We start from the raw sequence: 19447 nt of genomic DNA, 5'->3' as shown, positions 1-19447 counted from the left end.
CATGAACACCCGCATCCTGTTGCTCGGCGGCACCGGCGATGCGCTGAAGATCGCCCGTGCGCTCGGCCCGCAACACGTCTACAGCCTCGCGGGCCTCGGCAAGGTGCCCGACGACTTGCGCTGCGACGTGCGCGTCGGCGGCTTCGGCGGGGCAGCGGGGCTTGCCGCGTATCTACGCAACGCCGGCATCGGTCTCGTGATCGACGCCACGCATCCGTATGCCGCGCAAATCAGCGCGAACGCGGCGGCCGCCGCGCGCGACGCCGGCGTGCCGCTGTGGGCGCTGCGGCGCGTCCCGTGGACACCCGGGCCCGGCGACGACTGGCGGCTGGTCGACGACTGGGCCGGCATCGAAGCCGCGCTCGCGCCGTTCCGGCGGCCGCTGTTCACGCTCGGCCGCGAACCGCTCGCGCATCTCGACGACATCCCGCCGCACCAGTTCTGGCTGGTGCGCTGCCTCGATCCGCATCCCGGCAACGCGCGCGCACAGGTCGTCGCCGCGCGCGGGCCGTTCACGCCAGACGGCGAACGCGCGCTGTTCGCGCTCGCGGGCATCGACGTCGTGGTCAGCAAGAACAGCGGCGGCGCCGCGACCGAGGCCAAGCTGGACGTCGCGCGCGAACGCCGGCTGCCGGTCGTGATGCTGCGCCGGCCGCCGCTGCCCGACGCCGATCGCGCGTTCGACTCGGCCGCCGCGCTGCTCGATGCGCTCGATCCGGCCGCGCGCGCGTGATGCGGCGCGACCGGCTGCACAATGAATTGACGGAGAATTTTCGATGACGGTGTATTTCATCGGTGCGGGCCCCGGCGACCCGGAGCTGATCACGGTGAAGGGCCAGCGCCTCGTGCGCACGTGCCCGGTGATCCTGTATGCCGGTTCGCTCGTGCCGCCGGCCGTGCTCGACGGCCATCGCGCGGAACAGGTCGTCAATACGGCCGAGCTCGACCTCGATACGATCGTCGCGCTGCTTGCCGACGCGCATGCGAAAGGGCAGGACGTCGCACGCGTGCATTCGGGCGATCCGTCCCTGTACGGCGCGATCGGCGAACAGATTCGCCGGCTGAAAGCGCTCGGGATTCCGTATGAAATCGTGCCGGGCGTGACGGCCACGGCCGCGTGCGCGGCGACGCTCGGCGTCGAGCTGACACTGCCGGGCATCGCACAGACGGTGATCCTCACGCGCTTCGCGGGCAAGACGACGATGCCCGAAGGCGAGGCGCTCGGTTCGCTCGCCGCGCATCGCGCGACGCTCGCGATTCATCTCGGCGTGCGGCATCTCGCGCGGATCGTCGACGAAGTACTGCCGCACTACGGGCCCGCGTGCCCGGTCGCGGTGATCTATCGCGCGAGCTGGCCCGACGAGGCGCGCGTGACCGGCACGCTGGCCGACATCGTCGGCAAGGTGCAGGGCACGCAGATCGAACGCACCGCGCTGATCCTGATCGGGCGCGTGCTCGATGCCGAAGGGTTCGCGGATTCGACGCTCTATGCGAGCGGAGGCTGAGGCCGTCGTACGATCAGGCTCGCCCGTCTTCCCCCGCATCTGACGTGCGTTACGCCCGCGCGGCGCGACGCGCAAACTGCGGCGCGAATCCCGCGGCCAGCCCGAACAGCACGATACACAGGCAAGCCATCGCGATCCATGCGGGCGACAGATCCGCGAGATGCTGGCGCACGACGCCCGCCGCGAACGGAAACAGCCCCGCGATCAGATAGCCGATACCCTGCACAAACCCCGTCAGCGATGCGGCATCGGCCGGCGTCGCCGCATGATCGACGGTGACGATCAGCGACAGCGGAAACAGCGCGCCGATCCCGGCCCCCAGCAGCAGCGCGGCCGGCAACGCGAGCGCCTGCGGTGCGGCCAGCATCACCAGCAACCCGGCGAGCAGCGACGCGATCGCCGCGTGCAGCGCGGGCCGGCGATCGGGCAGGCGGTCGATCGTCGCCGAGATCGTCAGCCCCGCGACCACTTCCGCGAGCGTCACGCCGCCGAGCAGGGTGCCGGCCGCCGTCGGCGACCAGCCGAGCCGCATGTAGTACGGCGGCAGCCATGCCAGCACCAGCGTGTAGGCGCCCGTCGCGATCCCGAAAAACGCCGCGAGCCGCCATGCGCGCGGCGAGCGCGACGGTTGCGCAGGCGTGGCCGACGTCGAAGCCGAAGCCGCTCCGGACGCTGCCGTATCACCGCCGCGGCTCGCCAGCGGCCACGCGACCGCCGCGACCGCGGCCGGCAACGCCCAGCCCGCAAGTGCCGCAAGCCAGCCCCAGCGGGCCGCGGCAAACGGCGCGACGACGCTCGCGAGCACCGCGCCTCCCATGATCGACGTCGAATAAACGCCCATCGCGCCACCGATGCGCGTCGCGAAATGCGCCTTGATGAACCCCGGCAGCAACGCCTGCACCATTGCGATCCCGATGCCCGCGCAACATGCGCTCGCCAGCAGCAGCCACGCCAGCTGGGCGCCGATGCGCGATGCGCACGCGAACCCGATCAGCGCGACGCCGAGCCATACGCCGCCCGCGATGCCCGTCGCGCGCTGCAGTCGCCGTGCGCTCAACGCGCCGAGGCCCATCAGCAGGATCGGGATCGTGGTCAGCAGGCTCGCCGCGCCATCGCCGATGCCGGTCGCGCGCTGGATCATGTCGAGCAGCGGACCGACCGCGGCCAGCGCCGGCCGCAGGTTCAGTCCGACCAGCACGATGGCGGCCAGCCGCCATCCGGGGGAAGTCAAGCGATTCATCAAACGGCCCTCGATATCAATGCGCGGCGCCTCCGTCGAGGGCGCCGCGCGTTTTCATGTAAAGTATCTCGACATCAAGATAAATGCTGATTTATCTCGACGTCAAGATAACTGGTGAGCCGAGGAGGGTTAATGGATCGAGCCGCGCATGCGCTCGCGCAGTGGCGCGTCGAGCGTCCGGATCTGGATGCGTCGTCGATGCTCGTGATGGGGCGGCTGCAGGAGGCCGCGCTCGTGATCGCGCGCGACGGCCTCAATCCGCTGTTTGCGCGCTACGGGATGCAGCCGGGCGAATTCGACGTGCTGGCGACGCTGCGGCGCAGCGGCGCGCCGTTCGCGCTGACGCCGACCGCGCTGTACGACGCGCTGATGATGTCGTCGGGCGGGATGACCGCACGCATCGACCGGCTGCAGAAGGCCGGCTGGGTCGAGCGCCGGCCGAACCCGGCCGACGGACGCGGCACGCTCGTCGCGCTGACGGACGCCGGCCGCGCGCTGATCGACGACGCGGTGGTCGCGCACGTCGACAATCAGCGCGCGATGCTGGCCGCGCTGTCCGCGGTGGAGCAGGCGCAACTTTCGGCGTTGCTGGAAAAACTGCTGGCGGGATGGGGAGAACAGACGTCGGCCACGAAATAGCCGTGCCGGATCGGCACGCCGAACGCAACGCGCGGAACCGGGCACACCGAAGGGAAGCCGGAACACCGCCCGCCGCGCGATGCGGCGGGCCGGGCGGGCAGCGGGCAGCGCCCGCTGCGCGGCTCAGTCGCGCGCCGGGATAGTGAGCCCGCGCGCGACGGCCGGGCGTGCGACGAATGCGTCGAGCGCGCGTGCGACGTGGCGGAACTCGCTGAAGCCGACGAGATCGCCCGCCTCATAGAACCCGACCAGGTTGCGCACCCACGGGAAGATCGCGATGTCGGCGATCGTGTACGTATCGCCCATCACCCACTTCCGGTTCGCCAGATGCGCATCGAGCACGCCGAGCAGGCGCTTCGATTCGGCGACGTAGCGGTCGCGCGGGCGCTTGTCCTCGTAGTCGCGGCCGGCGAACTTGTGGAAGAAGCCGACCTGGCCGAACATCGGGCCGATGCCGCCCATCTGGAACATCACCCACTGGATCGTTTCGTAGCGGCCCGCGAGGTCCTTCGGGATCAACTGGCCCGTCTTGTCCGCGAGATAGATCAGGATCGCGCCCGATTCGAACAGCGGCAGCGGCTTGCCGTCCGGGCCGTCCGGATCGATGATCGCCGGGATCTTGTTGTTCGGGTTCAGCGACAGGAATTCGGGCGACAACTGGTCGTTCGTGTCGAAGCGCACGAGATGCGGCTCGTACGGCAGGCCGGTTTCCTCGAGCATGATCGACACCTTGACGCCGTTCGGCGTCGGCAGCGAGTACAACTGGAGACGGTCGGGATGCTGGGCCGGCCATTTTTTCGTGATCGGGAAGGCGGACAGATCGGGCATGGAGGTTCGCTCGTCAACGTGAAGGAGCCGCGCTCCGCCGGCCTGCCGCGCGTTGCCCCCGGCCCCCGACACGGCGGCGGGGACAGGACGATCGCATCGGCATGGCGGGCGGGGCGCGCCGAAAACGCCCACTGTAGCCGATCCCCGCGATCGCTGCAGACGGCGGGCGCGCGTTGCGACCCGGCGGCGCAGCATGCGCCGCGCCGCGCCGTGCAGCACGGCACCCCACCGCACCGCGTCGTCAGAAGTTGTGCCGCAGCCCGACCATCGCGGCCGTCGTGCCGACCCCGGGCGCGACCGGCTGCCCGTACACGAGCATCTGGTCCATCGTGCCTCGGTTGTTCACGTGGCCGGCCTGCGCATAGACCATCGTCCGCTTCGACAGGCTGTAGTCGGCCGTGAGCACGACGGCCGTCGAGCGGTTTTCCGAGCGGTTCCGGTCCTTCAGGTAGTACACGGCCGACGTGACCTGCAGCGCCGGCGTGACGTGATAGCCGACGCCTGCCGACAGCATGTCGAGGTTCACCTGGTCCGCATGCGCGGGATTGCGGCCGTTGCCGTACGACGCCGACACCGAGAAATCGTGGATCGTGTATTTCGCGCCGACGTAGACGAAGCGGTTGTTGTCGACGCCGGTCGGCGCGACACCCGGCGTCGGGTTCGTGTCGTGGCCGTTGTAGTAGACGGCCGCCGCGTTGAGCCCATAGTTCGCATACCTGAGCACGACGGATTCGCGCGTGCCGCCCTGGATCTGTCCGGCGACCCCGCCGGGCGCGTATTCGAGCGCGATCGACGCACCCGCGAACGCCGGCGACTGATAGACGAGCGCATTGCTGTCGTACAGCGCGCCGATCGCGCCGTTGGTGCTCGTCCCCGGCCAGCCGGCCGCGGTGTTCAGGCCGAGCCACGCGGTCAGCACGCTGCCGAAGAACTGCGCGTTGCGCACGTCGGTGTCGGCCATCGCGTAGATCATCGGCACGATCTGGCGACCGGCCGTGACCGAGCCGAACGGCCCCGATACGCCGAGCGACGCGACCTGGTTGAAGATCGACGCGGCGCCCGGCGTGTCGCTCAGCTGCAGCTTGCCGGTGCCGCTGTCGAACGAACCCTGCAGCTTGAAGTTGACCTTGTAGCCGCCGCCGAGATCCTCGGTGCCCCGGATGCCCCAGAAGCTCGAATAGATGCCGCCGTCCTTCATGCGAAACACCTTGCCGGTGTTCGGCGCGCTCGGGCTGAACGATGCGGCCGACGTGCTCTGGTACAGCAGGCCCGTGTCGACCACGCCGTACAGCGTGACGGAGGATTGCGCATGCGCGAGCGCCGAGCAGCCGGCAAGCACCGCGAGCGCGGCCAGTTTCGTCTTCATCGAAGTCTCCAGGATCGTAATGGACCGCACGGGATCGAGCCCGGGCGGGTATGGCAGGGCAGCAAAGCCGGGAAAGCCTCATCGAGGCAGGCGGGAAGGCGCGGGATGCGACATCACTGCGAGCCGTGCGGAAAGACTACGCAACGGCGCGCGGCCGCTCCCCCCCATGCGCGGGGGGCAGGGTTGCGGAGAATCGAAACGGGGACAGGCGACGAGGGGGCCGTCAACGGCCGGGCACGACCGGCACCGGCACTGGCGCCGGCAGGCGCAAGCGCACGCTCAGGGCGCGCTTTCGAGCAACCCGAGCACCAGCGCGCGGCGCACCGCATGCTTGCGCGAACTGGCGTCGAGCTTGCCGAACAGGTTCTTCAGGTGCCACTTCACGGTTTCCTCGCCGACGGCGAGCGCCACCGCGATCTCCTTGTTCGACAGGTTGCGCGCGAGCAGCTCGAGAATCGCGCGTTCCTTGGGCGTCAGCACGACGCTCGGTACCGCGCGCGGGCTGGCCGTACTGCGCGGCGCGGGCGGCACGATGCGCGGTTGCGGCTGCGCGGGCCGCGCAGGGCCGTCGCCCGCAGGCGCCGCGTCGCCGACGCGGCGCGCCCAGTCGGCGACCGCCGGATGCGCGTCGGCAAACGTGCGCGTGAGGCCGAACATGTCCGCGAGGTTCATCGCCTCGTCGAGCAGCGCGCGGCCGCCGTGCGCCGACTGTTCGAGCGCGAACGCGCTGAGCGCCATGATCTCGATGCGCTCGCGTCCCATGCTCATCTCGCGCGCCAGCACGGCCGCTTCGTCGAGCGCCGCGCTGGCATCGTCCCAGCGGCGTGCGGCCAGCGCGGCGCCCGCGTGCGCCATCGCCTGCAGCAGCACGACGGGGCGCCGCCACAGCGGCCCGTGCGACGGAAATTCGGCCGCGGCGATCGCGTCGATCCGCTCGACGAGCGCATGGCAGGTTGCTTCGCGATAGCGTGCCGCGTGGATGCGCACCTGCTCGGCGAGACTCGCGACCGACAGGCGCGGCAGCCGGCGCGCGACGCCCATCGCGTCGAGCGCTTCGAGCAGGTCGATCGCGCGATGCTCGACGCCGCGCAGCAGCGCGATGCGCGCGGCCGTCCGGTAGCCGAGCAGCACGGTGTCGGGCGTGCCCGTGTGTTCGAGCACGTCGAGCCGGTTCGCGAGCCGCGCGGCGGCCTGGTCGACGCGATCGGCCTCGTAGGCGATCGACGCGCACATCGCCGCGAGCATGCAGGTCAGCGGATGGCGGCGCCCGAGATCGGCTTCCGCGCGGGCGAGCGCCGGCGACAACGCATCGTCCGCGAGCCGGATCTGGCCTTCGCGCAGATAGCTCAGGCCCGTGATCAGCTCGCCCCAGCGCGCGACGTAGCCGAACCCGGCCGCGGCCGCGGTCGCGCCGCGCGGCGCGGCCTGCTGGAAGCGGCGCGCCTGCGCCGGCTCGCCGACGATGATCGCGCGCGCCGACAGGCGGTTCGCATGCATCTGCGCGAGCCACGTCGCCGCGGGCGGCGCGAAATCGGCCCACGGTTCGAACAGCTCGACGAAGCGGTCGATTTCGTCGGCGTAATACGCGGCCGCGCTGAGGATCAACGCGCATTCGTAGCGCATCGCGGCCGGCGTGCCGGCGTCCGCCAGGATGCCGGCGATCTGGCGCTGCGCCTCGACATGGCGCTCGCCGAGCGCCAGCGCCCACGCGACCGCGATCCGCAAGGTCGGACGCTTGTCGAGTTCCGCATCGGGCAGCAGTGCGAGCCAGTCGAGCACGTCGTTGATGCGGCCCTGCTTGATCGCATCCTCGAGGCAGCGCTGCGCGAGCGCGTACGCGGTCTCGACCTGGCCGGCCGCATACGCGTGGCGCGCCGCTTCTTCCGTCATCCCGTGCGTGTCGAGCCACGCGGCCGCGCGGGCATGCAGCTCGCTGCGCGTCGCATCGGGCTGTGCCGCCAGGCGGTCGCGCAGCGTATCGCGCACGAGCGGATGCAGCCGGCACCAGTCGGAATCGTCGGACGCGATGAACAGCGGCGTGTCGCGCGCAAGCCGGACGAGCCGGTCGGCGGCCTGCGCGTCGTCGAGCAGCGCGGCGCACAGCGATGGATGCAGGCGGTCGGCAACGCTCGTGCGGGTGAGGAACGTGGTGTCGTCGGCGGACAGGTTCGCGAGCAGCAGCTCGACCAGCCGGTCGCGGGTGCCGTCCATGCGCGCGGCAAGCGCGTCGACCGCCTGGCGCGGATCGGCCGAGCGCGCCATCGCGGCCATCGCGAGCTGCAGCCCGAGCGGCCAGCCGTCGACGCGCTCGAACAGGCGCGCGCACGCGTCGGCATCGACCTTCTGCGCGAAGCGCGCGCCGACCAGCGCGATCGTCTCGTCGAGCGTGAAGCGCAGCCAGTCGGGGCCCGCGAGCGTGCACTGGCCGCCGGCGAGCAGGTCGCCGGCCGCGTGATCGAGCCCGCGCCGGGCCGCGACGACCACCCGCAGGTTCTGCGGCGCGTTGTGCAGCACGTAGGTCAGCGCGTCGAGGCCGGCGGCCGGCAGCCGCTCCGCGTCGTCGACGATCAACAGCGCGTCGATCGACAGTTGCGCGACTTCGGCCAGCCACGCGGTCAATCCCTCCAGCGCGCGGGCCGCGCCGTCCGGGATCAGGCGCCCGAAGCCGGGCCGCGCGCAACCGGTGCGCACCGCCTGCACGAGCCCCTGCAGCAGGCGCGGCGCGTCGTCGCGCTCGTCGGCGGACAGCCACACGACCGCGCGGCCGAGCGCGAGCGATTCGCGTCGCCATTGCGCGAGCAGCGACGTCTTGCCGTAGCCGGCCGGCGCCTGCACGAGCATCACGGGCCGGCCGTCGAACACCGGCGCGGCGAGGCTCAGCCGCGCCCGCGCGAGCAACTGCGCCGGCACGCGCGGCGCGGTCGTCTTCAGCACGAGTTCGGTGGGGGGCGCGTCGGCGCGATCGGGTGGGTGGGCCATCGGGGCAGCAGTCGGATTCCGGCGATGCCGTGCGGGCCAGCGTCCGGGGTGGGTGTGGAGGGAAGGATCGGCCGAACCGCGCACGCCCGTCAATCCCCCCCGCGACGAGTGGGGCCGCACCGCCGCCGGGTCGATAGCATGGGTTCCGACGCGTGACGAACGCAACCGACGCATCCAACGAGGAGAGGCCATGAACATCGTATCGACCGGCGCACCACGCAGCGCGCCGCGCGCCGGATAAGCGGAGCGGCACGATGTATCGCCATCTGCTCGTGATGGTCGACGGGATGCCCGGCGGCATCGACGCGATCGGCCATGCGCTCGAACTGGCGCGTGCGGTCGGCGCGCGGGTCACGTTCGTGCTGTCCGGCGCCGCGCCGGACTCGCGTTTATCCGGAGCGCGGATGCCGGACCACGGTGCGAAAGTGGAAGCCGCCGCCCGTGCGCAGGGCCTGTCCCATGTGATCGCGGGGGCCGGCCATCCGGGGGCCGGCCGTCCGGGGGCCGACGACACGTCGCCCGGTGCGCTCGCCGGCAGTCTCGGCTGCGACCTGATCGGTGTCGCGGCGCTGCCGCACGACGCCGCTGCCGCCGCCTGCACGCAACGGCGCGTGCTGCTCGCGACGAGCGGCGTGCCGGTGCTCGTGTGCCCGGCGCGCCATTCGCCGGCCGAAGTACGCGTGATGGCCCGCTGTCTGGCCGCGCATCGCGCACTCGGCGAGCGGCTGCTGGCGCTGATGACGGCAAGCGAAGGTGCGAACGCCAGCCCCGATGCCGATGCAGACGGCACGCTGACGGCGCTGGCCTCGCTCGCGGCGCTGCAGCGCGCGCGGTTCGGCACGTCGACCGAAGCACGCCTCTTCACGGCATTGCGCAGGCGGGCCGAGAGCACCGCGGCCGAACTCGACGAGCTCGACCGCCAGCGGCGCCGCGACGCGCACGCGCTCGACATGCTGGCGCGGCTCGCCGCCGACGGGTTGCCGTCGGCCGCGTTCGATGCCGCGCTCGCCGTCTATGCACACGGCGCCTTCGAGCAGATGGGGCGCATGGAAGGCGTGATTTTCCCGGCCGCGCGGCGCTACCTGGGCGACGCCGACTGGATCGAACTGGACACGCCCCCGGCGAGCGACGCAGCCGCGCCGCCGCCGGGCGCGCAAGAACCCGACGATGCGTGACGCGCATCCGACTGAAATCCTACGGAGAACAAGATGGCACATGCAGTGCGATTCCACGAAACCGGCGGCCCCGACGTGCTGCGCTGGGAAGCCGTTGAAGTCGGCGACCCGGGCGCGGGGCAGGTGCGCCTGCGACACGAAGCGGTCGGCCTGAACTTCGCCGACACGTATTTCCGCAGCGGCCTGTACCCGGTGCCGCTGCCGGCCGGCATCGGCGTCGAGGCGGCCGGCGTGGTCGAGGCCGTCGGCCCCGGCGTGACGAACGTCGCGGTCGGCGACCGCGTGACCTACACGGGATTCCTGAACACGCTCGGCGCGTACAGCACCGAACGGCTGATCCCGGCCGCACCGCTCGTGAAGCTGCCGGCCGGCATCGCGTGCGACACGGCCGCGGCGATGACGATGCGCGGGCTGACCTCGGCCTACCTGCTGCGCCGCATCCACGCGTTCGCGCCGGGCGACACGATCCTGCTGCACGCGGCCGCGGGCGGCGTCGGGCTGATCGTGTCGCAATGGGCGAAGCTGCTCGGGCTCACCGTGATCGGCACCGTGTCGAGCGGGCACAAGGCCGCGATCGCCCGCGCGCACGGTTGCGACCATACGATCGACTACAGCCGCGAGGACGTCGCGAAACGCGTGCGCGAGCTGACGGATGGCGCGGGCGTCGATGTCGTGTTCGACAGCGTCGGCAAGGACACCTTCGAAGGCTCGCTCGATTCGCTGAAGCGGCGCGGGCTGATGGTCTGCGTCGGCACCGCGTCGGGCCCGATCCCGCCGTTCGATCCGCAGCGTCTCGCGATGAAGGGCTCGCTGTACCTGACGCGCCCGGCGCTGGCCGACTACATCGCCGATCCGGCCGAGAAGAACGATCTGGCGGGCGAACTGTTCGCGCACGTCGCGGCCGGCCGCATCCGGATCGAAATCAACCAGCGCTATGCGCTGCAGGACGCGGCGCAGGCACACCGCGACCTCGAGTCGCGCAAGACGACCGGCTCGTCGGTATTCATCGTCTGAGGAGACGCGCATGCGAGTCGAACCCCTGACCTGTGCGATCGGCGCGGAGCTGCTGGACGTGAGCCTCGCCGACGCCGTGCACGACGACGGCCTGTTCGCCGAAATCCGCACGCAGTTGCTGCGCCATCGCGTGCTGTTCCTGCGCGACCAGGACTTCACACGCGCCGAGCACGTCGCGTTCGCGCGCCGCTTCGGCGAACTGGAGGATCATCCGGTCGCCGGCAGCGACCCCGAACACCCGGGGCTCGTGCGCATCTACAAGTCGCCCGACCAGCCGAACGACCGCTACGAGAACGCGTGGCACAGCGATGCGAGCTGGCGCGCGGCGCCGCCGTTCGGCTGCGTGCTGCGCTGCGTCGAGGGGCCGGCGGTCGGCGGCGACACGATGTGGGCGAACATGGTGCTCGCGTACGAGCACCTGCCGGCCCACGTGAAGCAGCAGATCGACGATTTGCGCGCGCGTCACAGCATCGAGGCGAGCTTCGGCGCGGCGATGCCGATCGACAAGCGCCTCGCGTTGAAGGCGCAGTACCCGGACGCCGAGCATCCGGTCGTGCGCACGCATCCTGAAACGGGCGAGAAGGTGCTGTACGTGAACGCGTTCACCACGCATTTCACGAACTTCCACACGCCCGGGCGCGTGCGCGTCGGGCAGGACGCGAATCCCGGCGCCGGCCAGCTGCTGCAATACCTGATCAGCCAGGCCACTATCCCCGAATACCAGGTGCGCTGGCGCTGGAAGAAGAACAGCGTCGCGATCTGGGACAACCGCAGCACGCAGCATTACGCGGTGATGGACTACCCGCCGTGCGTGCGCCGAATGGAGCGCGCGGGCATCGTCGGCGACGTGCCGTTCTGACCTGAGCGCCCCCGCACCGTAACCGTTTCCAACCCCATGCCACGCACCGGGCCTGCCGCCCGGTGCGGCGGGATACGCACGCCCGTACATCCCGAACACAACGATTCCATCTGGAGGACGACATGCAATTTCTCGACGATTCGCTGCACCCGGAAAATCAGGACAAGGTAGTCATCACGGTCGCGCCGTATGGCCCCGAATGGATGCCCGCCGATTTTCCGGAAGACATTCCGGTGACGATGGACGAACACGTGCAAAAGGCCGTCGACTGCTACAACGCCGGCGCGACGGTGCTGCACCTGCACGTGCGCGAACTCGACGGCAAGGGCAGCAAGCGGCTGTCGAAATTCAACGAGCTGCTCGGCCGGCTGCGCGAAGCGGTGCCCGACATGATCCTGCAGGTCGGCGGCTCGATCTCGTTCGCGCCGGAAGGCGACGGCGCCGAAGCCAAATGGCTGTCCGACGACACGCGCCACATGCTCGCCGACCTGACGCCGAAGCCCGACCAGGTGACGGTCGCGATCAACACCGTGCAGATGAACATCACCGAGCTGATGAGCCGCAAGGACATCGCGGGGACGTCGCTGAACGAAGACGTACTGTGGGATGCGTATCGCGAGATGACCGTGCCGGCCGGCCCCGGCTGGGTCGACGAACACCTGCGCCGGCTGCAGGCGGCCGGCATCCAGCCGCATTTCCAGCTCACCGGCATGCATGCGCTCGAAACGCTCGAACGCATCATCCGCCGCGGCGTCTATCGCGGCCCGCTGAACGTCACGTGGGTCGGCATCGGCGGCGGCTTCGACGGCCCGAATCCGTACAACTTCATGGAGTTCGTGCGGCGCTGCCCGGACGGCGCATGCATCACGCTCGAATCGCTGATGAAGAACGTGCTGCCGATCAACACGGTCGCGATGGCGCTGGGCCTGCATCCGCGTTGCGGGATCGAGGACACGATCATCGACCAGAAGGGCAACCGGATGACGTCGGTGCAGCAAATCGAGCAGTGCGTGCGGATCGCGCGCGAACTCGGCCGCGACATCGCGACCGGCAAGGAGGCCAAGGCGATCTACCGGATCGGCGTGCAGTACGGCGGCGTCGACGAGACGCTCGCGCAGCTCGGCATGGCACCGAACCGCCGGCCGGGGCAGGTGAGCGTGCCGCTGCGCGCGGCCTGACACGCCGCGCATCCGGGCGGCCCGCCACCGCCGCCCGCCGATCGAAGTGGCGCGGCCCCCATCCTCGCGCGGTGCGCGAGGGCAAGCTCCGGGACACGGAGCGGGGCCGCGCAAGCCGCGCCGGCGCATTGCCGCACCGGTGCCGGAGGAGACACGCATGCTGATTCATCATGTCGAGCCGTCGCTGCAGGACGTGGCGGCCACCGGCCGGCGCGCGCCGGCCTATGCCTGGCTCGTGTTCGGACTGACCGTCGGCCTGCTGCTGTCGGACTACATGTCGCGGCAGGTGCTCAACGCCGTGTTTCCGCTGCTCAAGCACGCGTGGGCGCTGTCGGACACGCAACTCGGTTCGCTGTCCGGCGTCGTCGCGCTGCTGGTCGGGCTGCTGACGTTTCCGCTGTCGGTGCTCGCCGACCGCTTCGGGCGCGTGCGCAGCATCGTGCTGATGGCCGCGCTGTGGAGCGTCGCGACGCTCGGCTGCGCGCTGTCGACCAACTACACCGAAATGCTCGTGTCGCGCGGCCTCGTCGGGCTTGGCGAAGCCGCATACGGCAGCGTCGGCGTCGCGCTGATCCTCAGCATCTTCCCGGCGCGCCTGCGCGCGACGCTGACCGGCGCGTTCATGGCCGGCGGCGCGTTCGGCTCCGTGTTCGGGATGGCGCTCGGCGGCCTGGTCGGCGCGCATCTCGGCTGGCGCTGGTCGTTCGGCGTGATGGCCGCACTCGGCATCGTGCTGCTCGTCGCGTACCGCACCGTGGTCACCGAGCGGCGGCTCGCGGCATGCCGCGTCGAACCGTGCCAGTCCCGTCTCCATTCCGATGCGCCGCGCGACCTGCGCGGCAACATGCGGGCGCTGATGTCGGGGCTGTTCGCGTCGCGTTCGGTGATCTGCGCCTATATCGGCAGCGGGCTGCACCTGTTCGTGCCCGGCGCGCTGTTCGCGTGGCTGCCGAGCTACCTGAACCGCTATTACGCGATGGCGCCCGACCGCGCTGCCGTGCTCGCAGCCGGCTTCGTGCTGCTGTCGGGCGTCGGGATGGTCGGCTGCGGGATCGTCACCGACCGCGTCGGGCGGACCGACGGTTCGCGCAAATGGCTGACCGCGATCGCGTATTGCGTGCTGACGGGCGTATGCCTCGCCGTCGCATTCCGGCTGCCGCCCGGGCCGCTGCAGCTCGCGCTGATCTGCGCGGGCATGCTGGTCGGGGCGGGCGCGTCCGGCGCGTCGGGCGCGATGGTCGCGAACCTGACGCCGGCCGCGATCCACGCATCGGCATTCGCGACGCTCACGCTTGCCAACAACCTGCTCGGCATGGCGCCGGGCCCGCTGCTGACCGGGTGGGCCGCCGATCGCATCGGCCTCGTCGGCGCACTCCAATGGATTCCGGTCGTGCCGCTCGCGGCCGCCGTGCTGTTCGCGATCGGCCGGGCGAGCTACGCGGCCGATCTCGCGCGCGTCGAACGCGAACGACGCGCGTCCCGGCTTTCCTGAACTGAATCGAACCGAACTGAACTGAACTGAACTCCTCCGGAGGCTGCATGACCCTGGCGACCACGCCCACCATCCTGATCGTGCCCGGCTTGCGCGATCACGTCGAAGACCACTGGCAGACGCATCTGCAACGGCGTCTGCCGAACGCACGCGCCGTCGCACCGCTCGAAGCCGACAAGCTGAGTCGCGCCGCACGCGTCGCGGCACTCGATGCGGCGCTGGCCGCGATCGACGGCCCCGTGATTCTCGTCGCGCATAGCGCGGGGGTCATGATTACGGTGCACTGGGCACGGCAGGCCACGCGCAAGATCCACGGCGCGCTGCTCGCGGCGCCGGCCGATCTCGATATGCCGATGCCCGCCGGTTATCCGGCACCCGAGGCGATCGACGCGAACGGCTGGACGCCGGTACCGACCGAACGCCTGCCATTTCCAAGCATCGTGGCCGCGAGCCGCAACGATCCGCTCGCGCGTTTCGAACGTGCGGCGGCGCTGGCGGCAGGGTGGGGCAGCCGGCTCGTCGATCTCGGCGAAGTCGGGCACCTGAATCCGGCGTCCGGGTATGGCGAATGGCGGGACGCCGAGCGGCTGATCGGCGAGGTGATCGCGCTTCGTGCGGCCTGAGCGCCGCCCCGCAACGCGCCGTGCCGCAGACGTGCCCGAACCGGCGCGTCGATGTGAACCGATTTCATTTCAGCGCCCATTGATATACGACGTCCTAACACGCCGCGCCTCCCTTGCCACGCGGCGCCATGAAATCGGTCAATCAGCAAATCCTCAACAAACGGAAGGTTTTTGTTAGGGAAATTCCCGCCCCGCGCCGCTCGGTTTTTTGTTGACCGACATCGTATAACGCCGTCATGATTTCCTGACAAGAAAGGTCCCATCCACTGACCGAAGTGAGGAGACATGAACACAACCACGATCGCGCGCCGGGTCTGCCGGATCGCGCTGGCACTGGGCTTCACGCTGTCGGCCGCGGCGGCCGTCGCGGCCCCCGTGTCGCTGAATGTCGTCGACGTCGCGGGCAACCTGCAACTGACGCAGAAGGCCATCGAGGCCTTCAGGGACAAGAACCCGAATCTCGTCTCGAACGTCACGTTCACGAATGCGCCCGCGCCGCAGCTGCCGGGCAAGATCAAGGCGATGCAGGCGGCGGGGCGCTCCGACATCGACCTCGTGCTGACCGGCACCGACGCACTGGCCGCCGGCATCGAGCAGAACCTCTGGCTCAAGCTGCTGCCCGACAACGCGGGCGCGTTCCCCGGCGTGCTCGACAAGTACGCGCCCGGCCCGCGCAAGATGCAGGATCTCGCGCAGGGCTTCGGCCTCGAAGTGACCTACATGCCGGCCGGCCCGCTGCTCGAATACAACCCGGCCAAGGTCAGCGATCCGCCGAAGACGCCTGCCCAGCTGCTCGCGTGGTGCAAGGCGCATCCGAACAAGCTGATCTACGCGCGCCCGGCGAACTCGGGCCCGGGCCGCACGTTCCTGATGGGGCTGCCGTACGTGCTCGGCGACAAGAACCCGCAGGACCCGATCAACGGCTGGGACAAGACCTGGGCGTTCCTGAAGCAGCTCAACGACTGCATCCCGTACTACCCGGGCGGCACGTCGGCGGTGATGAAGGAGCTCGGCGAAGGCACGCGCGACATGACCGTGACCGTCACCGGCTGGGACATCAACCCGCGCGCGCTCGGCATCGTGCCGACCGACTTCCGGATCCAGGCGTTCGACAACATGACGTGGGTCAACGATGCGCACTACATGGTGATCCCGAAGGGCGTGCCGAAGGACAAGCTCGACGTGCTGTTCAAGCTGATGAACTTCCTGCTCGAGCCGCCGCAGCAGGCGATGACCTACGACGACGGCTACTTCTATCCGGGCCCGGCGGTGAAGGGCGTGACGCTGGAGATGGCGCCCGCGCACAGCCAGGACGTCATCAAGAAGTTCGGCCGCCCCGAGTACGCCAGGCTGCTGGCCGATCATCCGCACGTGCAGCCGCTCAGCGCGCAGGCGATGGTCGCCGCGTTCCAGAAGTGGGACCGCGAGATCGGTTCGCAGAAGTCGAAATGACGCATGAACCCGCGGGCGCTGCGGCGCCCGCGCCGACGGAGTTCGCGTAATGAAGCACAGTTTCGAACGGCTGCGGCTCGACGGCGTGTGCCGCAGCTTCACCAATGCGGAGGGCGCGCAGGTCGCCGCACTGAGCGGGCTCGATCTCGACATCAAGCGCGGCGAGTTCATCGCGCTGCTCGGCCCGTCCGGCTGCGGCAAGTCGACCGCGCTGAACTGCATTGCCGGGCTGCAGCCGCTCACGAGCGGCGGCATCTGGCTCGACGACACGCGCATCGACGTGCTGCCGCCCGAGCGCCGCGGCTTCGGGATGGTGTTCCAGAACTACGCGCTGTTTCCGCACATGTCGGTGCTCGAGAACGTCGGCTTCGGGCTGAAGATGCGCGGCGTGGCGAAGCAGGAAACGCGGCGGCGCGCGCAGCAGGCGCTCGAACTCGTGCAACTGGTCGGCCATGAAGGCAAGCTGCCCGGACAGCTGTCGGGCGGCCAGCAACAGCGCGTCGCGATCGCGCGTGCGATCGTGATCGAGCCGCCGCTGGTGCTGATGGACGAGCCGCTGTCGAATCTCGACACGAAGCTGCGCATCGAGATGCGGGCCGAGATCCGCCGCATCCATACGCAGCTCGAACGCGCGACGATCTACGTGACGCACGACCAGGACGAGGCGCTGTCGATGGCCGACCGGATCGTCGTGATGAAGGAGGGCGTCGTGCAGCAGGTCGCGTCGCCGAAGGACGTGTACACGCGCCCGCACAACCTGCACGTCGCCCGCTTCATGGGCTATCGCAACGTGCTGCCGTTCACGCTCGAAGGGATGGCCGGCGATCACGTGAACGTCACGGCCGCCGGCGTGCGCATCACGGGCGTGCCGATGGCCGGCTTCGACGGCAAGGACGTGCTGGTCGCGCTGCGTCCCGACGACATCGAACGCGCGGTGGAGGGCGCCGACAACGCGTTCGACGCGACCATCGACACGCTCGAGTACGGCGGCCGCGATTCGCTGATCCGCGCCACCACGCCGTTCGGCCCGATCTGGGCGCGCGTGGCCGGCGAATTCACCGAAGGCGAACGGCTGCGCCTGCGCGTGGCGCCGGCGCGCACGCTCGTCTATGCGGGAGACGCGCAATGAACGGCCGGTGCGCAGCCTACCGGGCCGCGTCGCGCGAGGAGGCCGCATGAGCACGCTCGCACCCGGCCGCGCACCGCGCGACGCGAAGGCGTGGCTCGTCGCGCCCGCGCTCGCGTTCATCATCGCGCTGTTCATCTATCCGTTCGCCTACGGCCTCGTGCTGTCGTTCCAGCCGATGAACGGCGGCGGCGTGCTCGCGAACTACGTGCAGTTCTTCACCGATACCGCGATGTGGCCGACCGTGCTCGTCACGCTGAAGCTCGCGGTGCCGGCCACGCTGATCAACGTCGGCGTCTCGGTGCCCGTCGCGTTCGCGCTGCGCCGCAATTCGCCGTACCAGAAGTTCGTCACGACGCTGCTCGTGATTCCCGTCACGCTCGGCACGGTGCTCGTCGCCGACGGGATGCTCACGTACTTCGGCCCGAACGGCTGGTTCCCGCAGGCGCTGCAGGGGCTGCACCTGTACACGGACGAAGTGCGCCTCACGCACAACTACTGGGGCGTGCTGCTGTCGCTGATCGTGTCGGGCTTTCCGTTCGCGTTCCTGCTGATGCTGTCGTACGTCAGCGGCATCGACCCGACGCTCGCGCGCGCCGCGGCCACCCTCGGCGCGAACCCGTGGCAGCAGTTCCGGCAGATCTACCTGCCGCTGCTCGTGCCGGGGCTCACGATGGCCGCATGCCTGTCGTTCGTGCAGGCGTTCTCGGTGTTTCCGTCGGCCGTGCTGCTCGGCGCGCCGGCCGGGCCGACCCGCGTGATCTCGATCGCGGCCGCCGAAGCCGCGTTCGAGAGCTACGACTATTCGCTCGCATCGGCGATCGCGATCGTGATGGGCTTCGTGCAGCTGCTGGTGGTCGCATCCATGCTCGGCGCGCGCCGCTTCTTCTATACCGGTCCGGTCACGGGAGGCAAGGGCTGATGGGGACCGACAATCATGCGTCGCCGGCGTGGCCGCCGAAGCACAATCCGCCCGGCGCCCAGCCCGTCAACGCGATGAAACCGCAGAAGATGCGCGGCAACCTCGCCGGCCGTGCATGGAAGGCGCTCGTGTGGGGGCTGATGGCGTTCTTCCTGCTGAACGTGATGCTGCTGATCGCGACCGTCGCGGTGAACTCGGTCGCGACGCGCTGGTTCGGCACGCCGCTGCCGCAGGGCTTCACGCTGCACTGGTACGCGAAGGCGTGGGAAGACTTCCAGCTCGCCAGCGTGCTGTGGGTGACCGTCGAAGTCGTCGGCGCGGTCGTGCTGCTGTCGGTCGCGCTCGGCGTGCCGGCCGCGTATGCGCTCGCCCGCGTGCAGTTTCGCGGCAAGCGCTTCGCGCTGCTGGTGTTCCTGCTGCCGCTGATGGTGCCGCCCGTCACGTACGGGATCCCGATGGCGACCGTCATGTACAAGGTCGGACTCGCAGGCACGCTGTCCGGCGTGATCCTCGCGAACCTGGTGCCGGCGCTGCCGTTCGTGATCCTCGTGATGACGCCGTTCATCGAGCAGATCGACCCGAATCTCGAATCCGCCGCGCGGATCTTCGGTGCGAACACGTGGCGCTATTTCCGCTACGTGCTGCTGCCGCTGCTGGTGCCCGGCATGCTCGCCGCGGGCCTGCTCGTGCTGGTGCGCACCATCGGGATGTTCGAGCTGACCTTCTTCACCGCGGGCCCGAGCACGCAGACGCTCGTCGTCGCGCTGTATTACGCGGTGTTTTCGACCGGCGTGCGCGCGCCGCAGTCGATCGACGCGATGGCGATGATCTACATGGCCATCACGCTCATCTGGGTCGTGATCGCGCTGCAGTTCGTGAGCCCGACGCAACTGGTGAGCCGCGTGAAGCAGGAGCGGCAGTAGGCGCGGCCGAAAGCGGCGGCAAGAGCAGGGCGGCGGCACGGTTGCCGTGCGCCGCGCGTCCGTTTCGCCCGCACGCATCCGTGCAATTGGTTACAAATGGATACCGCGCACGACACGCGGACGTTG

Annotated in this window: 17 protein-coding genes; 13 read left to right on the top strand and 4 right to left on the bottom strand. The window is 70.0% G+C overall.

The features are described 5' to 3' along the window. Position 1: 1 nt before the first annotated feature. Together BX604_RS36240 and cobM are read left to right on the top strand one after the other, a co-directional pair. A complete protein-coding gene (locus BX604_RS36240; RefSeq protein ID WP_098556606.1) occupies positions 2 to 733 on the top strand; it encodes a cobalt-precorrin-6A reductase in 732 nt (243 codons plus the stop codon). Positions 734 to 776: 43 nt separating this feature from the next. Continuing rightward, complete coding sequence (gene cobM / locus BX604_RS36235; protein ID WP_098556487.1) at positions 777 to 1505, top strand: precorrin-4 C(11)-methyltransferase; 729 nt, start codon at positions 777 to 779, stop codon at positions 1503 to 1505. 49 nt (positions 1506 to 1554) lie between these two features. Here the strand turns inward: cobM and BX604_RS36230 are convergent, their stop codons facing one another. After that, positions 1555 to 2745, bottom strand: coding sequence for an MFS transporter (locus BX604_RS36230; protein WP_098556485.1), 1191 nt, complete (start codon positions 2743 to 2745; stop codon positions 1555 to 1557). A gap of 132 nt (positions 2746 to 2877) precedes the next feature. Here BX604_RS36230 and BX604_RS36225 point away from each other — a divergent pair, with 132 nt between their 5' ends. Continuing rightward, positions 2878 to 3384 carry a MarR family winged helix-turn-helix transcriptional regulator gene (locus BX604_RS36225; protein WP_098556483.1) on the top strand — a complete coding sequence of 169 codons (507 nt, stop codon included), beginning with the start codon at positions 2878 to 2880 and terminating at the stop codon, positions 3382 to 3384. 123 nt (positions 3385 to 3507) lie between these two features. On the opposite strand, the gene BX604_RS36220 is transcribed toward BX604_RS36225, so the two are convergent. The 3 genes from BX604_RS36220 to BX604_RS36210 all read right to left on the bottom strand — a co-directional run bounded on the left by BX604_RS36220 (position 3508) and on the right by BX604_RS36210 (position 8557). After that, complete coding sequence (locus BX604_RS36220) at positions 3508 to 4212, bottom strand: glutathione S-transferase N-terminal domain-containing protein (RefSeq protein WP_098556481.1); 705 nt, start codon at positions 4210 to 4212, stop codon at positions 3508 to 3510. Positions 4213 to 4453: 241 nt separating this feature from the next. Beyond that, a complete protein-coding gene (locus tag BX604_RS36215; protein WP_098556480.1) occupies positions 4454 to 5578 on the bottom strand; it encodes a porin in 1125 nt (374 codons plus the stop codon). A gap of 279 nt (positions 5579 to 5857) precedes the next feature. Next, complete coding sequence (locus tag BX604_RS36210; RefSeq protein ID WP_098556479.1) at positions 5858 to 8557, bottom strand: LuxR C-terminal-related transcriptional regulator; 2700 nt, start codon at positions 8555 to 8557, stop codon at positions 5858 to 5860. A 254-nt stretch (positions 8558 to 8811) separates the two neighbouring features. Between BX604_RS36210 and BX604_RS36205 the strand changes: the two genes are divergently transcribed. From BX604_RS36205 to BX604_RS36160, 10 genes are all read left to right on the top strand, one after another. Next, positions 8812 to 9732 carry a hemerythrin domain-containing protein gene (locus BX604_RS36205; RefSeq protein WP_098556478.1) on the top strand — a complete coding sequence of 307 codons (921 nt, stop codon included), beginning with the start codon at positions 8812 to 8814 and terminating at the stop codon, positions 9730 to 9732. Between the two features lie 33 nt (positions 9733 to 9765). Next, entirely contained in the window at positions 9766 to 10746 is a 981-nt protein-coding gene (locus BX604_RS36200) for a quinone oxidoreductase family protein (RefSeq protein WP_098556477.1), read from the top strand. A gap of 10 nt (positions 10747 to 10756) precedes the next feature. Next, positions 10757 to 11605: a TauD/TfdA dioxygenase family protein gene (locus BX604_RS36195; RefSeq protein WP_098556476.1), complete on the top strand. Its 849-nt coding sequence runs from the start codon at positions 10757 to 10759 to the stop codon at positions 11603 to 11605. A gap of 122 nt (positions 11606 to 11727) precedes the next feature. Next, complete coding sequence (locus BX604_RS36190; RefSeq protein ID WP_098556475.1) at positions 11728 to 12783, top strand: 3-keto-5-aminohexanoate cleavage protein; 1056 nt, start codon at positions 11728 to 11730, stop codon at positions 12781 to 12783. A gap of 157 nt (positions 12784 to 12940) precedes the next feature. Beyond that, positions 12941 to 14275 (top strand): MFS transporter, encoded by a 1335-nt coding sequence (locus tag BX604_RS36185; protein ID WP_098556474.1) that lies wholly within the window; start codon positions 12941 to 12943, stop codon positions 14273 to 14275. A gap of 47 nt (positions 14276 to 14322) precedes the next feature. Then, a complete protein-coding gene (locus BX604_RS36180; RefSeq protein WP_098556473.1) occupies positions 14323 to 14898 on the top strand; it encodes an RBBP9/YdeN family alpha/beta hydrolase in 576 nt (191 codons plus the stop codon). A 285-nt stretch (positions 14899 to 15183) separates the two neighbouring features. Next, complete coding sequence (locus BX604_RS36175; protein ID WP_098556472.1) at positions 15184 to 16350, top strand: ABC transporter substrate-binding protein; 1167 nt, start codon at positions 15184 to 15186, stop codon at positions 16348 to 16350. A 49-nt stretch (positions 16351 to 16399) separates the two neighbouring features. Next, positions 16400 to 17479: an ABC transporter ATP-binding protein gene (locus tag BX604_RS36170; RefSeq protein ID WP_098556471.1), complete on the top strand. Its 1080-nt coding sequence runs from the start codon at positions 16400 to 16402 to the stop codon at positions 17477 to 17479. Between the two features lie 46 nt (positions 17480 to 17525). Beyond that, on the top strand, positions 17526 to 18398 hold the full coding sequence (locus BX604_RS36165) for an ABC transporter permease (RefSeq protein WP_098556470.1): 873 nt from the start codon (positions 17526 to 17528) through the stop codon (positions 18396 to 18398). After that, entirely contained in the window at positions 18398 to 19321 is a 924-nt protein-coding gene (locus BX604_RS36160; RefSeq protein ID WP_098556468.1) for an ABC transporter permease, read from the top strand. The genes BX604_RS36165 and BX604_RS36160 overlap by 1 nt, the downstream gene beginning before the upstream one ends. Positions 19322 to 19447: the final 126 nt, after the last annotated feature.

The organism is Burkholderia sp. JKS000303, assembly GCF_002563755.1.
GTDB classification, from domain to species: Bacteria; Pseudomonadota; Gammaproteobacteria; order Burkholderiales; family Burkholderiaceae; genus Burkholderia; species Burkholderia anthina_B.
Note: the sequence above shows the minus strand (reverse complement) of the source record. Positions and strands in the feature narration are given on the sequence as shown.

Coding starts and splice junctions, on each gene's coding strand:
- BX604_RS36240 (WP_098556606.1), top strand. CDS start 2: ATGAACACCCGCATCCTGTTGCTCGGCGGCACCGGCGATGCGCTGAAG.
- cobM (WP_098556487.1), top strand. CDS start 777: ATGACGGTGTATTTCATCGGTGCGGGCCCCGGCGACCCGGAGCTGATC.
- BX604_RS36230 (WP_098556485.1), bottom strand. CDS start 2,745: ATGAATCGCTTGACTTCCCCCGGATGGCGGCTGGCCGCCATCGTGCTG.
- BX604_RS36225 (WP_098556483.1), top strand. CDS start 2,878: ATGGATCGAGCCGCGCATGCGCTCGCGCAGTGGCGCGTCGAGCGTCCG.
- BX604_RS36220 (WP_098556481.1), bottom strand. CDS start 4,212: ATGCCCGATCTGTCCGCCTTCCCGATCACGAAAAAATGGCCGGCCCAG.
- BX604_RS36215 (WP_098556480.1), bottom strand. CDS start 5,578: ATGAAGACGAAACTGGCCGCGCTCGCGGTGCTTGCCGGCTGCTCGGCG.
- BX604_RS36210 (WP_098556479.1), bottom strand. CDS start 8,557: ATGGCCCACCCACCCGATCGCGCCGACGCGCCCCCCACCGAACTCGTG.
- BX604_RS36205 (WP_098556478.1), top strand. CDS start 8,812: ATGTATCGCCATCTGCTCGTGATGGTCGACGGGATGCCCGGCGGCATC.
- BX604_RS36200 (WP_098556477.1), top strand. CDS start 9,766: ATGGCACATGCAGTGCGATTCCACGAAACCGGCGGCCCCGACGTGCTG.
- BX604_RS36195 (WP_098556476.1), top strand. CDS start 10,757: ATGCGAGTCGAACCCCTGACCTGTGCGATCGGCGCGGAGCTGCTGGAC.
- BX604_RS36190 (WP_098556475.1), top strand. CDS start 11,728: ATGCAATTTCTCGACGATTCGCTGCACCCGGAAAATCAGGACAAGGTA.
- BX604_RS36185 (WP_098556474.1), top strand. CDS start 12,941: ATGCTGATTCATCATGTCGAGCCGTCGCTGCAGGACGTGGCGGCCACC.
- BX604_RS36180 (WP_098556473.1), top strand. CDS start 14,323: ATGACCCTGGCGACCACGCCCACCATCCTGATCGTGCCCGGCTTGCGC.
- BX604_RS36175 (WP_098556472.1), top strand. CDS start 15,184: ATGAACACAACCACGATCGCGCGCCGGGTCTGCCGGATCGCGCTGGCA.
- BX604_RS36170 (WP_098556471.1), top strand. CDS start 16,400: ATGAAGCACAGTTTCGAACGGCTGCGGCTCGACGGCGTGTGCCGCAGC.
- BX604_RS36165 (WP_098556470.1), top strand. CDS start 17,526: ATGAGCACGCTCGCACCCGGCCGCGCACCGCGCGACGCGAAGGCGTGG.
- BX604_RS36160 (WP_098556468.1), top strand. CDS start 18,398: ATGGGGACCGACAATCATGCGTCGCCGGCGTGGCCGCCGAAGCACAAT.